18 protein-coding genes and 1 riboswitch are annotated in these 15,392 nt (G+C 33.1%); of the genes, 2 read left to right on the top strand and 16 right to left on the bottom strand.

All coding sequences use genetic code 11. The annotated features are described in order from the left end of the window. Positions 1-172 precede the first annotated feature (172 nt). The 5 genes from sufB to sufC are packed head-to-tail and all read right to left on the bottom strand — an operon-like array spanning position 173 to position 5,445. On the bottom strand, positions 173-1,570 hold the full coding sequence (gene sufB, locus LQ679_RS05475) for a Fe-S cluster assembly protein SufB (RefSeq protein WP_025904379.1): 1,398 nt from the start codon (positions 1,568-1,570) through the stop codon (positions 173-175). Positions 1,571-1,616: 46 nt separating this feature from the next. Continuing rightward, on the bottom strand, positions 1,617-2,057 hold the full coding sequence (sufU, locus tag LQ679_RS05470) for a Fe-S cluster assembly sulfur transfer protein SufU (RefSeq protein WP_025904378.1): 441 nt from the start codon (positions 2,055-2,057) through the stop codon (positions 1,617-1,619). Continuing rightward, positions 2,047-3,288 carry a cysteine desulfurase gene (locus LQ679_RS05465; protein WP_037588817.1) on the bottom strand — a complete coding sequence of 414 codons (1,242 nt, stop codon included), beginning with the start codon at positions 3,286-3,288 and terminating at the stop codon, positions 2,047-2,049. The genes sufU and LQ679_RS05465 overlap by 11 nt, the downstream gene beginning before the upstream one ends. A 25-nt stretch (positions 3,289-3,313) precedes the next feature. Beyond that, on the bottom strand, positions 3,314-4,630 hold the full coding sequence (gene sufD, locus LQ679_RS05460) for a Fe-S cluster assembly protein SufD (protein WP_037588816.1): 1,317 nt from the start codon (positions 4,628-4,630) through the stop codon (positions 3,314-3,316). A gap of 35 nt (positions 4,631-4,665) precedes the next feature. Continuing rightward, positions 4,666-5,445: a Fe-S cluster assembly ATPase SufC gene (sufC, locus tag LQ679_RS05455; RefSeq protein ID WP_025904375.1), complete on the bottom strand. Its 780-nt coding sequence runs from the start codon at positions 5,443-5,445 to the stop codon at positions 4,666-4,668. Positions 5,446-5,784: 339 nt separating this feature from the next. On the opposite strand from sufC, the gene LQ679_RS05450 reads away from it, so the two are divergent. Beyond that, positions 5,785-6,018: a hypothetical protein gene (locus LQ679_RS05450; RefSeq protein WP_025904374.1), complete on the top strand. Its 234-nt coding sequence runs from the start codon at positions 5,785-5,787 to the stop codon at positions 6,016-6,018. A gap of 270 nt (positions 6,019-6,288) precedes the next feature. Here the strand turns inward: LQ679_RS05450 and LQ679_RS05445 are convergent. The 10 genes from LQ679_RS05445 to LQ679_RS05400 form a co-directional block, all read right to left on the bottom strand. After that, a protein-coding gene (locus LQ679_RS05445) for an IS3 family transposase (RefSeq protein ID WP_232193896.1) occupies positions 6,289-7,841 on the bottom strand; the annotation gives its coding sequence in 2 pieces (ribosomal slippage) (positions 6,289-7,164 and positions 7,167-7,841; 1,551 coding nt in all). A 310-nt stretch (positions 7,842-8,151) separates the two neighbouring features. Beyond that, the gene (locus tag LQ679_RS05440) at positions 8,152-8,757 is read right to left on the bottom strand and encodes a short chain dehydrogenase (protein ID WP_025904373.1); all 606 of its coding nucleotides are present in this window, start codon (positions 8,755-8,757) and stop codon (positions 8,152-8,154) included. A 124-nt stretch (positions 8,758-8,881) separates the two neighbouring features. Next, entirely contained in the window at positions 8,882-9,712 is an 831-nt protein-coding gene (locus LQ679_RS05435) for an N-acyl homoserine lactonase family protein (RefSeq protein ID WP_191836566.1), read from the bottom strand. 158 nt (positions 9,713-9,870) lie between these two features. After that, entirely contained in the window at positions 9,871-10,692 is an 822-nt protein-coding gene (locus tag LQ679_RS05430; protein ID WP_037588813.1) for a MetQ/NlpA family ABC transporter substrate-binding protein, read from the bottom strand. A gap of 12 nt (positions 10,693-10,704) precedes the next feature. Beyond that, positions 10,705-11,400, bottom strand: coding sequence for a methionine ABC transporter permease (locus LQ679_RS05425; RefSeq protein WP_025904371.1), 696 nt, complete (start codon positions 11,398-11,400; stop codon positions 10,705-10,707). Continuing rightward, a complete protein-coding gene (locus tag LQ679_RS05420) occupies positions 11,393-12,418 on the bottom strand; it encodes a methionine ABC transporter ATP-binding protein (protein WP_037588812.1) in 1,026 nt (341 codons plus the stop codon). The genes LQ679_RS05425 and LQ679_RS05420 overlap by 8 nt, the downstream gene beginning before the upstream one ends. Positions 12,419-12,494: 76 nt before the next feature. Next, a riboswitch (SAM riboswitch) is annotated at positions 12,495-12,601 on the bottom strand. A gap of 29 nt (positions 12,602-12,630) precedes the next feature. Continuing rightward, complete coding sequence (locus tag LQ679_RS05415) at positions 12,631-12,954, bottom strand: thioredoxin family protein (protein ID WP_025904369.1); 324 nt, start codon at positions 12,952-12,954, stop codon at positions 12,631-12,633. Further along, on the bottom strand, positions 12,911-13,315 hold the full coding sequence (locus tag LQ679_RS05410; protein ID WP_025904368.1) for a toprim domain-containing protein: 405 nt from the start codon (positions 13,313-13,315) through the stop codon (positions 12,911-12,913). Before LQ679_RS05410 ends, LQ679_RS05415 begins: the two co-directional genes overlap by 44 nt. Positions 13,316-13,418: 103 nt before the next feature. Then, a complete protein-coding gene (gene gcvH, locus LQ679_RS05405; RefSeq protein ID WP_025904367.1) occupies positions 13,419-13,799 on the bottom strand; it encodes a glycine cleavage system protein GcvH in 381 nt (126 codons plus the stop codon). Between the two features lie 67 nt (positions 13,800-13,866). Next, positions 13,867-14,220: an arsenate reductase family protein gene (locus LQ679_RS05400; protein ID WP_025904366.1), complete on the bottom strand. Its 354-nt coding sequence runs from the start codon at positions 14,218-14,220 to the stop codon at positions 13,867-13,869. 141 nt (positions 14,221-14,361) lie between these two features. On the opposite strand from LQ679_RS05400, the gene LQ679_RS05395 reads away from it, so the two are divergent. Beyond that, positions 14,362-14,682, top strand: a complete 321-nt coding sequence (locus LQ679_RS05395) for a thioredoxin family protein (protein ID WP_037588811.1) — start codon at positions 14,362-14,364, stop codon at positions 14,680-14,682. A gap of 51 nt (positions 14,683-14,733) precedes the next feature. On the opposite strand, the gene LQ679_RS05390 is transcribed toward LQ679_RS05395, so the two are convergent. After that, the gene (locus tag LQ679_RS05390) at positions 14,734-15,273 is read right to left on the bottom strand and encodes a nitroreductase family protein (RefSeq protein ID WP_191836565.1); all 540 of its coding nucleotides are present in this window, start codon (positions 15,271-15,273) and stop codon (positions 14,734-14,736) included. Between the last annotated feature and the right edge of the window lie 119 nt (positions 15,274-15,392).

The following is a 15,392-nucleotide window of genomic DNA, read 5'->3' as shown; positions in this document are numbered from 1 at the left end:
GGCTCGAACCATACCCTAGGCAAGCATGCACGAACAAAATCGAAGATTACTTTATAAACATATTATCTAAAATAGATTAAGAAATAGAAAAACCCTGTATAAGTTCTTACGACTAAGAACTTATACAGGGTTATTTTATCTATAAATATTGTCTTACACAGTTTAATTGGTATTATCCAATTGAACCTTCCATTTCGAATTTGATTAGACGGTTCATTTCTACTGCGTATTCCATTGGTAATTCTTTTGTAAATGGTTCGATGAAGCCCATTACGATCATTTCAGTTGCTTCTTCTTCTGAAATACCACGGCTCATTAGGTAGAATAATTGTTCTTCAGATACTTTAGAAACTTTCGCTTCGTGTTCTAATGAAATGTTATCGTTCATGATTTCATTGTAAGGAATTGTATCTGATGTAGATTCGTTATCCATAATTAATGTGTCACATTCAATGTTTGAACGTGCGCCAGTTGCTTTACGTCCGAAGTGTACTTGACCGCGGTAAACAACTTTACCACCATTTTTAGAAATTGATTTAGAAACAATTGTTGATGACGTATTAGGCGCTTTATGAATCATTTTTGCACCAGCGTCTTGAACTTGTCCTTTACCTGCAAGCGCGATAGATAAAGTCATACCTCTAGCGCCTTCTTCAAGTAAGAAACAAGATGGGTATTTCATTGTTAATTTAGATCCTAAGTTACCATCAATCCATTCCATCGTACCATTTTCATATACGAAAGTACGTTTAGTAACTAAGTTATAAACATTGTTAGCCCAGTTTTGGATTGTTGTATAACGGCAGTATGCATCTTTCTTAACGATAATTTCAACTACAGCTGAGTGTAATGAATTAGTCGTATAAACAGGTGCTGTACAACCTTCTACATAGTGTACTGAAGAACCTTCATCAGCAATAATTAATGTTCTTTCAAATTGACCCATGTTTTCAGAGTTAATTCTGAAGTAAGCTTGAAGTGGTGTTTCTAATTTTACGCCTTTTGGTACGTAAATGAATGATCCACCAGACCAAACTGCTGAGTTTAATGCTGAGAATTTATTATCTGCAGCTGGAATAACACTTGCGAAATATTCTTTGAATAATTCTTCATTTTCACGTAATGCTGAATCAGTATCTTTGAAGATAATACCTTGTTCTTCTAAGTCTTGTTCCATGTTGTGGTAAACAACTTCTGATTCATATTGTGCAGATACACCTGCAAGATATTTTTGTTCTGCTTCAGGAATACCTAATTTATCGAAAGTATTTTTGATTTCTTCTGGTACTTCATCCCATGAACGCTCAGAACGTTCTGATGGTTTAACGTAGTACGTGATTTCATCAAAGTTTAACTCTGTTAAATCGCCACCCCACATTGGCATTGGCATTTTGTAAAATTGTTTTAATGATTTCAAACGAAAATCAAGCATCCATTGTGGTTCGTCTTTCATTTCAGATATTTTTTTAACGATTTCTTCTGTTAAACCTCTACCTGAACGGAAAATAGAAACGTCTTCATCATGGAAGCCATATTTATAATCTCCAACTTCTGGTGATTTTTTAGCCATTTTCTTCACTCCTCTTTTATAATAGCGTTCGCCCATTTTTCAAAAGTTACGCGTTATTTTGCTCTTTTGTTCCTTTTTCAAATGCTTTCCATGCTAAAGTAGCGCATTTGATTCTTGCTGGGAATTTAGATACACCTGATAGTGCTTCTATATCGCCCATTTCTTCTGTAATATCGTAGGATTCACCAAGCATCATGTTTGAGAATTCTTGACTCATTTCTAATGCTTCTTCGATTGTATGACCTTTAACCGCTTCAGTCATCATAGATGCGCTAGACATTGAAATAGAGCAACCTTCACCTTCAAACTTAGCATCTTTAATAACATTATCTTCTACATCTAATGTTAAGCGGATGCGATCTCCACATGTAGGATTGTTCATATCTATTGTTAGAGAGCCATCTTCAAGAACGCCTTTATTACGAGGATTCTTATAGTGGTCCATAATGACAGAACGGTATAGTTGATCTAAATTGTTAAAATTCATAAGAGAAAAACTCCTTCGCGCCATTTAGTGCCTGAATGAGTTGGTCAACATCTTCAGTAGTATTATAAATATAGAAACTTGCTCTTGCTGTTGATGATTGGTTTAACCATTTCATTAATGGTTGTGCACAATGGTGACCTGCTCTTACAGCTACGCCTTCAGAATCTAATGCTGTTGCTAAGTCATGTGGGTGAACACCTTCTACATTAAATGTAATTAATCCAGCTCTTTTATCAGGAGTAGGTCCATATATTTCAAGTCCATCAATTTTAGACATTTCATTGTAAGCATAGTTCACAAGATCATACTCATGTTGATGAATGTTATCTAAACCGATAGCATCAATATATTTAATCGCTTCAGCTAAAGCAATTGCTTCAGCAATAAGCGGTGTACCAGCTTCGAATTTCGTTGGTAAGTCTGTCCATGTTGCATCTTCTAATCCAACAAAGTCAATCATATCTCCACCAAATTCGATTGGTTCCATCTTATCTAATAAATCACGTTTACCATATAAGACACCTATGCCAGTAGGGCCTAACATTTTATGACCACTAAAGCTAAAGAAGTCTACATCTAAATCTTGAACATCCACTTTCATATGTGGTGCTGACTGGGCACCATCTACTGCAATAACAGCATTATGACGATGTGCGACTTCTGCAATATATTTAACATCATTGATTGTACCTAATACGTTAGACACATGAGCGACTGCGACAATTTTAGTTCGATCATTGATCGTACTTTCAATTGCCTCTCTTTCAAGTTCGCCACTTTCTGACATTGGAATAAATTTAAGTTTAGCACCTGTTCTTTTAGCAAGCTGTTGCCATGGCACGATATTCGCATGATGTTCCATTTGTGTGACAACAATTTCATCACCTTCAGAAACATTTGCATCACCGTAACTATGCGCCACTAAGTTGATTGCTGTTGTAGTTCCTCTAGTGAACACAACTTCTTCAAAATATTGTGCATTTATAAATCTTCTAACAGTTTCTCGTGCTTTTTCATAAGCATCCGTAGCAAGTGTACCTAGTGTATGCACACCTCGGTGAACATTAGAGTTATAACGGTTGTAGTAATCTACAATGCTATCAGTGACTTGAGTAGGTGTTTGACTTGTGGCTGATGAATCTAAATACACGAGTCTACTACCGTTAACTTGTTGTTCTAATATCGGGAAATCTTTTATAATTTTTTCTACATTAAATGTTGATTCGGCCACATTATCAGACCTTTCTGTGCCTTTTTTATATTTGTGTTGTTACTTTTAATTCAATAACTTCACGTAATTGACGTTTAACGTCTTCGATTGGCAATGCAGATACAACTGGATCAAGGAAACCGTGAATAACTAAACGTTCTGCTTCTTCACGAGAAATACCTCTACTCATTAAGTAATAAAGTTGAGTTGGATCTACTCTACCTACTGAAGCTGCGTGTCCTGCTGTTACATCATCTTCATCAATTAATAAGATTGGGTTTGCATCTCCACGTGCTTTTTCAGATAACATAAGAACACGAGATTCTTGTTGAGCATCTGCTTTCGTACCACCGTGTTTGATGTAACCAATACCATTAAAGATTGAAGAAGAACTATCTTTCATAACACCATGTTTCAATATGTGACCATTAGATTCTTTACCATATTGAATGATTTGTGTTGTGAAGTTTTGTTTTTGTTCTCCACGACCAACTACGACTGTTTTTAAGTTACAGTTTGAACGGTCACCCATTAAATAAGTCGTGTTGTCGTTAATTGTACTACCGTCATTCATTAAACCTAAAGCCCAATCGATTGTCGCATCAGCTGCTGCTGTACCACGACGGATAATGTGACCAGTAAAGCCTTTATCCATGAAATCAACTGTACCGTAAGTAATGTTTGAGTTTGCACCAGCAATTACTTCAGAAACGATGTTTAATTGACCTTCGTTTGAAGATACTGTAGATAAATAGTTTTCAACGTAAGTTAATTCTGCACTTTCTTCAGTTACGATAATCGCATGGTTGAAGAAACTTGCATCGCTATCATCATGTAATACAACGTATTGAACAGGGTCTTCTACAACAACGTTTTTAGGTACGTATACAAATACACCACCGTTAACTAATGCTGCGTGTAAAGCTGTTAATCTATGTTCATCAACTTTAACTGCGTCTGTCATGAAGTATTTTTGTACTAAATCACTATTTTCAATTAAAGCTGTTTTTAAATCTTTAATTACAACGCCTTGTTCGACTAATTTTTCATCTACTTTAGTAAAAGCAGGTGTATTATTATGTTGAACAATTAAGTTTGTAGCATTTTCAGTATCGATAATTTTACGAACTGATTCTGGTAAATTGTCGATAGTATCAAATGTTTCACTTGTAACAGCATGTGTTTTGAATGAATCAAAATCCCATCTGTCAATTTTTGTTTTGTCTGGTTTAGGCATTTCTAATGTATCTAATTTTTGAAAACTTTCTTTTCTTAAATCAGTCATCCATTGTGGTTCATTTTGAGATGCTGAATAATTAACTAAGTCTTCAACGTTAATATTTAACTTTGTTTCAGTTGCCATTTATACTCCTCCTACTTGACTATCATGATCATATATTATTCAGCGTTAATTGTTTCGTCTTTAATGTTAAGTTCTTCTTTAATCCACTCGTAACCTTCTGCTTCAAGACGTTTTGCTAATTCTTCGCCACCTGATTTAACAACTCTACCTTGCATCATAACGTGTACAAAGTCAGGTGTAATATAGTTTAATAATCTTTGATAGTGAGTAATAATTAAACAACCAAAGTCTTCTCCACGCATTTTGTTAATACCTTTTGATACAACTTTTAATGCGTCAATATCTAAACCTGAGTCAATTTCATCTAAAATTGCAAATTTAGGTTCTAACATCATTAATTGAAGAATTTCGTTACGTTTCTTCTCACCGCCAGAGAAACCTTCGTTTAGGTATCTTTGAGCCATATCTTGGTCCATTTCTAATAGATCCATTTGTTTATCTAATTTCTTAATGAATTGCATTAAGTTAATTTCATCGCCTTCTTCACGTTTAGCATTAATTGCAGAACGTAAGAAATCAGCATTTGTTACACCAGAAATTTCTGATGGGTATTGCATAGCTAGGAATAAACCAGCTTGCGCACGCTCGTCAACTTCCATTTCTAATACATTTTCACCATCAAGAAGTACTTCACCTTGTGTTACTTCATAACTAGGATGGCCCATGATTGCAGATGATAAAGTTGATTTACCAGTACCGTTAGGTCCCATGATTGCGTGGATTTCACCTTGTTTAATAGTTAAATCTACACCTTTAAGAATTTTCTTACCTTCGATTTCTACGTGTAAATCTTTGATTTCTAATATTGATGCCATATTATTTTTCCCTCCAGAGAATTTATTCACATTTAAAAAAGATAACCCTACATTATCTTTTCTAGTTTATAATAATTTTAATGTAACGTCAAAGTTTGCTGTGAATCTTTACCCTTAATATTATAACGTAGTTACACGGGCAAATAAACATTTTCGCTTTATTTATATAGAAGAAACTGTTCATATAAAGTATTTTTCTGAAATGTTTTTCAAATGATAATCATTTCAATTAATTCTCAATTTATAAATATTCTATTTCAACGTCTTCCGAATGCCTTTCTATCCAATATATACTATAATGATGATAAATAAATATGCAGTTTATGAAAGGAAAATTACATGAAACGCTATGAACAATTTGCATTCGTTATAAGTGCAATATGTGCATTTATACTTTTATTAAATTTAGTCAATGTTATTAATTTGAGTAGTCTTTTAAACACATTATTAACAGCTGCTACAATTGTTACAATCGCTACATTCAACGTTAGAAATTACAGATTTGTCGGTATCATTTTATATGCCATTGCCGTATTTATGCTCATCATTTATTTCTTTAACGGATATATTTAAGTATTGATTATCGCACGATATCTACCAGTCTTCGTGCGTTATGCCCTTATTTTGTACCCTTGCGCACGATATCTCTCAGTCTTCGTGCGTTTCGCCCTTATTTTGTATCCTAGCGCACGATATCTACCAGTCTTCGTGCGTTATGCCATTATTTTGTACACTTGCGCACGATATCTACCAGTCTTCGTGCGTTATGCCCTTATTTTGTACCCTGGCGCACGATATCTCTCAGTGAACATAACCCTGTCAAGTAGACACTAAAAAAAGCAATCAATTTGTTGGCTGTGCTTTTATAAGCGCAGCCATTTTTAATGAAATTCTTTTAGAATTATAAAATTTTATATATTCGTTTATTTGCTTTATAGCGTGTTTTATATCATTGAATGTTTGTGGTTTGTCTTTGAATACTTCTGATTTGAGTAATCCCCAAAAACCTTCCATAGGACCATTATCAATACATCTACCTACACGAGACATGCTTTGCTTCATAGAAGCTTTTTTAATCATCTCTCTAAATAGAACACTCGTATATTGGAATCCTCTGTCGCTATGAAATATAATGCCTTCGGTATTTCTTTTAATTATGGCTTTATTAAAGGTATCAAATACTAGTTTATTATTATTTTGAGATGAGATTACATGACTGATGACTTTTTTAGCACCTAAATCATAAATAGCACTTAAATACACTTTAGATCCATTTTTTAATTTAAATTCTGTCACGTCTGTTAACCAGACTTTGTTAACTTTAGTTGTTGTGAACTCTCTATTAAGGATATTTTGAGAAGTGATTTCTGGCTTACTAAGTTTATATTGCCTTCCCTTTTTTCTAATGACAGCTTTTAATCCGTACTTCTTCATAATTCTATATACGCGTTTATGATTAACCTGGAATTTAGTATATAATCTCAGATAAATATAAATTCTTCGATATCCATATATGCCATCATGTTCATGATAAATCCTAAAAATCTCATCTTTTAATTCGTTATTGAATCTTTCAGATTCTGAAACCTCTCTGTTTTTCCATTTATAATAACTCGCTCTCGATATTTCAAGTGCGGCGCATATCCATTTGATTGGATACTTATCTTTTAATGCTTCGATTGTCTTGTATGCTGCTATTTGCCTGATTTTCGATTCATCAACTGCCTCTCTATTTCTTCCTGCTTTTTTAATACCTCATTCTCCATTTGGAGAAATTTATTTCTTTGTTCAAGTGCTTTTATTTTTAATTCAAGTTCTTCTTCTCTAGTTAAAGCTTCAACTGGTTTTCCTTTACCTCTACCATCTACTAAACCAATATCACCATGTTTTTCATATTTTTTTACCCAATTATAGACTTGTGAATAGTTAACTTGGTACTTTTCAGCTGTCTTATTAAAGTCTCTATTATTTTCAATACAATATTTAGCTATTTCAATTCTTTCTTCAAATGTTGTTTTTCTAGTATTCATAGTGTCTACCTCCAGATATGGAAAATAAGATTTATTTTCCTTTCCTTCAGTATACTTTACCACCCAATTTTTTAAAGTAGCGTGATGTGAAATATTGTAATAGGCTGCTAGATCTGAATACGTCTTATTAGTCTCTAGATATTCTTTAACAACTTTTTCTTTAAATTCGCGTGTATAGATTTTATTTCGATTCTTATTTATAAGTGCTGTTATACCATGTTGCTTATACACTTTATATTTAAATCGAATCACACTATCACTAATATCTAAATTTAACTTATCAATTACATTTTGAAAGGAATAACCCTTTTCATGCAAATCGAAGATTTCCTGATACAGTTCAACAGGTAGTCTAGTTTTATACATAAAAATACCCCCTATAGATTTTTAGTTTTTTTAATGTCTACTCTATAGGGGATAATACACAGTCTTCGTGCGTTATGCCCTTATTTTGTACCCTGGCGCACGATATCTACCAGTCTTCGTGCGTTATTCCCTATTTTTTTACCCTGGCGCACGATATCTCTCAGTCTTCGTGCGTTATGCCCTTATTTTGTACCCTGGCGCACGATATCTCTCAGTCTTCGTGCACCTTGACCATATTTTCATCTCTACTAAAACAAAAAGCAGTCGAGTCTCCGTTTACATCGGGAGAACGACTGCTTTTTCTCAAATATTATTCATAAACTCGGTATGTTTGACCCGAATGAATACCCTCTACACTTTTCAAGTATGCTTTAGCGGCTTTTTTAGCTGGGACTGCTTGATAACCTTTAAAGAAATCACCATAATCTTCGAGTGCTTCTTCAATTACATTTGGACTTACATTATTAATTCTTAAATCGCGTTTTAATTCATATGCAGCTGATTTCACAAATGCTTGAATACCACCACCAGCCATTGCTGATGAAACGCCACCTTTGATTGGTTCGTCCATAATAACACCAGTTGTTAATGTGAAACTTCCGCCATCATTAATATAATGTTGTCCGATCAGTACTAAGTTGATTTGTCCAAGTAATTTACTTGTAACAGCAACTTCATTTGATTCAGGTGTTAAGTCAGATAAATCATCAAAATTCGCTGCACCTGCAGTAGAAACAACTGCATCTACATTTTGAATTTGTTCAAACATTAATTTAATATCTTCTACATTCGACATATCCATTTGATAGTCACCTGAGTTACGTCCAACTTTCACAACTTCATGTCCATTTGACGCAAGTTCTTCTGCCACTGCTGAACCAATAGTACCATTAGCACCAACTAATATAATCTTCATAATTTACCACCTTTTCATTTAATTAAATAAATTTTAACTATAAATGAAAGCACACACAAACATAATGCCCAAAGATGAGTAATAATACAAAAAAACATCTAACCTTATGGCTAGATGTAATGTCTTATAAAATTATAGTTTGTGGTTCAGTATTATCATCATGATTGGCTATTGCTTTTATACAGTTTTTATCTTCTGAAATATACTTAACCCAATTTAAAGATTCTTGAGCATCTTTTCTATTAACTAAAACTCCGGGTAAAATATTTCTTTCCCATGATCTATTTGCATATCCAACATCAGATGCTAAAAGTACAAATTTATCTTGTCCCTCTTTTTTCACCAACGTTGCACATAACCCTTTACTATGTCCAGGACACCATACCATTTGTAACGTGCCATCTCCGAATAAATCAAATGAATATCCTTTAGGACCTATATTTGTGTAACTTAATTTAAAAGTAGATAAATCTACATCTTTCCATTCATGAGGAAGGTAATGCATTTTATCCGATTTAATCGCTTCATTTTCAGGTTCACTCAGTAATATTTTTTTAGCATTTTTTACATGTCTTAAACCATCCGCATGATCGCAATGCATGTGACTCATGAGCACATAATCAATATCATCAATTTCATAACCTAAGTTTCTTAATTGTTCATGAACAGCTTGACCTTTTGGAAGAGAAGCTTTATTCACAGGATACTGAAATAAAAGATTTTTCTTTTGATTAACTCTATTGTCAGTATGCCAACCTGTATCAATTAAAACTAACCCTTTAGGATGTTCAATTAAATAAACAGATACTGGTAAAGAAATTTGGTGCTTTTTATTCCTAAATAAACCAGTCCAAGCAATAGGATTTCTACTAGAAGTACTAAAAGGTAAAGCTTCATCTACAATAACAGTTCCAGTGTGTAGAACATGAATTTTTATATCATTTACCAATTTCATCACCTCACGTTTATATATCAAATATATCACATTATATTATTAAAGTTAGGTTTACAGCTAATACCATGTAGTTACTATAAGTAATTTTTCTCAAAGAGTTTTTCTACTCATAAATACAAAAAACATCTAACCATATGGCTAGATGTTTTTTAAATTTCTTACTTAGCTGCGATTACAGCTCCGTCGTATTTCTTGTTGATGAAGTCTTTAATTTCTTTAGATTGTAAGACTTTCATTAAAGCTTTAATTTGTTTGTCATCTTTATGACCTTTTTGAACTGCAATTAGGTTTGCGTATGGTGAATCTTTTCCTTCTACTGCAATTGAATCTTTAAGTGGATTTAATCCTTGTTCGATTGCAAAGTTAGAGTTGATGATTGTAGCATCACCTTCGTCTGCTTGATAAGATTTAGGTAAAAATTCTGCTGATTGTTTATTGTTGAATTTAATGTTTTTCTTGTTTTCTACGATGTCATCAAATGTTGCGTCAACTGGTTTAACACCGTCTTTGATTTTGATTAATCCTTCTTTAACGAAGAATGAGATGAATCTACCTTCTTCTGCTGGATTGTTTGATACATAAACTGTTGCATTTTTTGGTAAGTCAGATAATTTTTTGTATTTTTTAGAGTAAACTGCCATTGGCTCTAAATGTACGTTACCAGCTGATTCAATTTTATATCCTTTTTCTTTTGATTCAGTTTTTAAGTATGGTGTATGTTGGAAGAAGTTTGCATCAAGTTCACCTTTATCTAATAATTTGTTAGGTGTTGTGTAATCATTGATTGTCTTGATTTCTAAGTCATAACCTTCTTTTTTAAGAAGTGGTTTAGCTTCTTCTAAAATTTCAGCATGAGGTGCTGGTGATGCACCAATTTTAATTGTTTCATTCTTTTCTTTCTTGTCGCCACTACCGCCACCACAAGCTACTAGCACGACTGTTAAAATTGAAATAAATAATAACCCAAATACTTTTTTCATTTAAAACACTCCTTAACGTTTATCAATTCTTTTTACAATTAAATCTCCAATAAATTGGATAACAAAAACAATAATTAAAATAAAGATTGTTGAAATTAAAATGACGTCATTTTGATTTCGTGTAAATCCAGTTAGGTAAGCTAAGTTACCTAAACCACCTGCACCAATTACACCGGCTATAGCAGTTGATCCAACTAAAGCAATAGCTGTAACTGTGATTCCCGATACTAAAGCAGGTAATGATTCTTTTATTAATACTTTTCGAACGACTGTCCAAGTAGTAGCACCCATTGAAACTGCCGCTTCAATAACACCTTTATCAATTTCTTTCATGCCGATTTCAACAAGTCGTGCATAAAATGGTGATGCACCAATAATCAATGCTGGTAAAGCGCCTTTAGGTCCACTAATTGTACCTAGTAAGATGTCCGTAAAAGGTAGTAATAATAATATTAAAATGATAAATGGAATAGCTCTAAATAGGTTCACGACAAATGAAACGATTGAATAGAACACACGTGAACTTTTAGATGTTCCTCTTGATGTTAAAAATAGTAAAGTTCCTAAGATTAATCCAAATACTAAAGTAAATACTGTAGAAATAATCGTCATATATAACGTTTCATACAATGCTTCCCATACAGCATCCCATCGTACGTTAGGCATCGTGACCATTTCTGTTATGATATCTCCAAATGATTTATTCACCTACGTTCACCTCTACTTTCACGCCTAGATTATTCAATTCTTGCTTAATTGCTTCTTTAGAATAATCTCCTTGAGGTAAATGAACGATCATATGTCCAAATGTACCGTTTTGAGTTAATTTAACGTCACCTTCGATAACATTAATATCGATATTATAAGTTTTTATAATTTTCGCTAATACTGGATCAGAACTTGTTCCACCAACGAAGTTTAACTTCCAAATTTCACCATTTGGTTGTTCTTTCTTAAAGTCTTGTAAAGTTCTTTGTAAATCATCTGCTTTAAGATCATCTTTAACAAATCGTTGTGTAACATATGTTTGAGGGTTATTAAATACGTTAATAACTTCACCCTCTTCAACAAACTTACCGTTCTCCATGACTGCTACATGATCACAAATTTTTCTAATGACATGCATTTCATGTGTAATCAGTATGATTGTTAAATCCAGTTCTTTATTAATATCTACTAATAAATCTAATATTTCATCAGTAGTTTGCGGATCGAGTGCACTTGTTGCTTCGTCACATAATAAGACATGCGGGTCATTAGCTAGTGCACGGGCAATACCTACTCTTTGTTTTTGCCCTCCTGATAGTTGTGAAGGATAGGCATTTTCGCGTCCTTCTAAACCAACTCTTTTAATGAGTGCTTTTGTTCTCTCATTAATTTCACTTTTAGATACACCAGCGATTTCTAATGGAAATGCGATGTTATCTTTAACTGTTCTAGACCAAAGTAAGTTGAAATGTTGGAAAATCATGCTTACTTTTTGTCTTTTCAATCTAAGGTCTTGCTTCGATAATTGTCCGATGTTCGCACCGTCAACAATTACCTCTCCCTCAGTAGGTGTTTCTAGGCCGTTAAACATACGTATAAGTGTACTTTTACCTGCACCAGAAAATCCAATTACACCATATATACTTCCTTTATCTATTTTTAAGTCAACATGGTCAACAGCTGTTATGTCACCTTTTTTTGTTTTGAAAGTTTTAACAACTTTATTTAACTCGATCAAATCTGTTGCCTCCTAATCTCTAAATTAAAAACGCCTCACTCTTAAAATAAGAGAAAGGCGTCAAAAATTTGTCTTTCTCTCATCTCCAAAAGTTAACACTTTTTGTGAATTGGCACCATTTCATATTTATATGACGGTTGCCGGGCTTCAAAGGGCACATCCCTCCACCACTCTTGATAAGAGTTATTACGTATTTAATTAAATACATACTATCATGATAAGTTTTTATCGTCAATAACTTTTTGAATATTCTCTAATATATACGGAACAGACTGAAAGGCATAGATTCGACGGATAACTTGATCTTTATGCATGATAAAAAGTACGGGTACTGACATGATTTCAAATTCTTTACAGAATTCTGGATAAAAATTTAAGTCACACTTATTAATAGGTAATTGTGATACTTCGTTTGCAATATCTAACATGCGTTCTGATATTTTGCACGTTCCACATGTTGGCGTATATCCAAATAATAAATGGATATCTTTATCAAAATGCTTGTATATATCGTTCAATATTTCTGTGTGTTTCATGGTAACGATACTTCCCTTTCAATACAAAATCATTCTTAACTATAAATCCATGATAGTTTAACACATTCGCTAAATATTGTCTTGGACAGCGCGCTACTTCAGAAAATGTAGAATCAATATAAATATGCTGGCTTTCACTCGCATATTTCTTAAACCATTTTCTAATTTTCTTACCTTCCTTATCTTGATCTACTAAGACATATACTTGAGAACCGTATATCTCTTCTAGTAGCTCATCCATTTTTTCGACACCCATCGTTCCATGGGTACAAATGATATGAACATGATCATTTAATACTTCTTCCACTCGTTTTTTATCAGAAATACCTTCTACGATTATAATCTTTTTAATCATCGCCATGAATATCACCTTCTACAAATGAGATAGTATTACTGTTCAGTTTCATGATAAATATTTCAAAAAAACTCCATGACACATCAGTATCGTGGAGTTTAATGTTATGTTATTCACCTATCATTTCGCTATAAGCGTCTGCATCTAATAATTCATCTAATTGAGCTTTATCAGATAGTTCAACTTTGACCATCCAAGCTTTATCATATGATGATTCATTAACAAACTCAGGGCTGTCTTCTAGTTCTTCGTTTACTTCAACGACTTTACCAGATAGTGGTGCATATAGTTCAGAAACTGTTTTAACAGATTCTACACTACCGAATGAATCTCCACTAGTTAATTCGTCACCTTCTTCTGGCAACTCAACAAACACGATGTCCCCTAATTCTGATTGAGCAAAATCAGTAATACCGATTGTTACGATATCTCCATCTACTTTTACCCATTCATGTTCTTTTGAATATTTTAACTCACTAGGCACTGTCAAAGTAATCCCCTCCTATATGTAATTCAATTATAATCATGACATAAAGCCATTATTCAAGCAACTATTTTTATAACCAAGTTTGACGATATTCGTCTTCTTTAAATCCAAGTGTCACTTTATTTCCTAAAACGGCTAAAGGTCTTTTAATTAACATGCCATCAGATGCTAATAAATCAAACTTTTCGTTGTCTGATAAATCATCCATTTTATCTTTTAATCCCAATTCGCGATATTTAGCGCCTCGAGTATTAAATAATTGATTAACATTTATGTCTGTCCCATCAATGATATCTTTTAATTCTTTAGCTGTTGGTGTTAATTGAGTAATATCAATCGGTTCAAAACTGGCACCGTTCATTTCTAAGAACTTTGCTGCTTTTTTACAAGTTGTACAATTAGGATATTGATAAAATTTTATCATGTCTTTACCTCCATATGTCTATTTAATTTTATTATAACAATATTAGTACAGAACATGTAGTAATGAGTTAAATATTTTTTTAAATATTAGAAATAAGATATACTTACCTTATAATCATTATTTCTAAGGAGCAGAATAAATATGAGAACAATAAGTCAATATGCTGAATTTGAAGAAATTACACAAAGCGATGAACCAGTTGTCGTTAAATTCTTCGCAGACTGGTGTCCAGATTGCACAAGAATGAATCAATGGATTGATCCAATCATCGATGAATACAATCAATACAATTGGTATCAAATCAATCGTGACCAAGTTCCTGAAGCAGCAACTGAAAATGATGTAATGGGTATCCCAAGTTTATTAGTATTTAAAAACAACGAAAAACTTGCACACTTACATTCAGCAAACGCAAAAACACCAGAAGATGTTAAAGCGTTCTTAGCTGAGAACTTAAAATAATCATATTAAAACCCACAATTGAGTATAAGAACTCAGTTGTGGGTTTCGTTATTACCACTCAGTGATTAATGATCTATTTTTTCTTTCGGCCGCTTTTACACTTGAATCTTTTTCAGTTAAATATAAAAATCCACATACATCTTCATCATCCTGAGCGCCGACTGTTTTTCTAAATGATGGATTAAATATAAATGCAGGTGTTTTCCAACATGAACCCATTCCCTCATCATGCATCAATAACATTAAATTCTGTACAAATGCGCCAATTGCCATTTGATTTTCAAGATTTTCTTTTTGTCTTGAGTCTCTTTTTGACAAGATGACAAACATGCCACCAACTTTAGTCACTTTATTGATATATTTTTCTTGTTTAGCTGGATCGTTAACAAATGCTGATTGTGCTACTTCTTCTGCAAATTCAGGAATTTGTTTTTTATTGATATACACAAGTCTCCAAGGTTCTCTCATACCATGGTTTGGTGCGTATGTTGCTAAATCAACTAAAGAAAATACTTTTTCTTCGTCTATATACATATCATAATCATATTTTTTGACGCTTCTTCTTTCTTCAATCGCTTTCTTTAATTCCATTATTTACACTCCTAATTCATTGATAATTATTATCAATTGTATCATAAAATAAAGAAGCGAGATAGAAATCTAGAATTATCCTGAAGATTTCTACACTCGCTTCATCATTATTATGCTTA

Origin of the sequence: Mammaliicoccus sp. I-M35, assembly GCF_022386455.1 — a bacterium.
Lineage (GTDB): Bacteria > Bacillota > Bacilli > Staphylococcales > Staphylococcaceae > Mammaliicoccus > Mammaliicoccus sciuri_A.
This window is presented reverse-complemented; position numbering and strand designations above follow the sequence as displayed.

Coding starts and splice junctions, on each gene's coding strand:
- LQ679_RS05450 (WP_025904374.1), top strand. CDS start 5,785: ATGAAACGCTATGAACAATTTGCATTCGTTATAAGTGCAATATGTGCA.
- sufB (WP_025904379.1), bottom strand. CDS start 1,570: ATGGCTAAAAAATCACCAGAAGTTGGAGATTATAAATATGGCTTCCAT.
- LQ679_RS05435 (WP_191836566.1), bottom strand. CDS start 9,712: ATGAAATTGGTAAATGATATAAAAATTCATGTTCTACACACTGGAACT.
- LQ679_RS05395 (WP_037588811.1), top strand. CDS start 14,362: ATGAGAACAATAAGTCAATATGCTGAATTTGAAGAAATTACACAAAGC.
- LQ679_RS05415 (WP_025904369.1), bottom strand. CDS start 12,954: ATGAAACACACAGAAATATTGAACGATATATACAAGCATTTTGATAAA.
- sufC (WP_025904375.1), bottom strand. CDS start 5,445: ATGGCATCAATATTAGAAATCAAAGATTTACACGTAGAAATCGAAGGT.
- sufU (WP_025904378.1), bottom strand. CDS start 2,057: ATGAATTTTAACAATTTAGATCAACTATACCGTTCTGTCATTATGGAC.
- sufD (WP_037588816.1), bottom strand. CDS start 4,630: ATGGCAACTGAAACAAAGTTAAATATTAACGTTGAAGACTTAGTTAAT.
- LQ679_RS05440 (WP_025904373.1), bottom strand. CDS start 8,757: ATGAAGATTATATTAGTTGGTGCTAATGGTACTATTGGTTCAGCAGTG.
- LQ679_RS05390 (WP_191836565.1), bottom strand. CDS start 15,273: ATGGAATTAAAGAAAGCGATTGAAGAAAGAAGAAGCGTCAAAAAATAT.
- LQ679_RS05430 (WP_037588813.1), bottom strand. CDS start 10,692: ATGAAAAAAGTATTTGGGTTATTATTTATTTCAATTTTAACAGTCGTG.
- LQ679_RS05410 (WP_025904368.1), bottom strand. CDS start 13,315: ATGGCGATGATTAAAAAGATTATAATCGTAGAAGGTATTTCTGATAAA.
- LQ679_RS05400 (WP_025904366.1), bottom strand. CDS start 14,220: ATGATAAAATTTTATCAATATCCTAATTGTACAACTTGTAAAAAAGCA.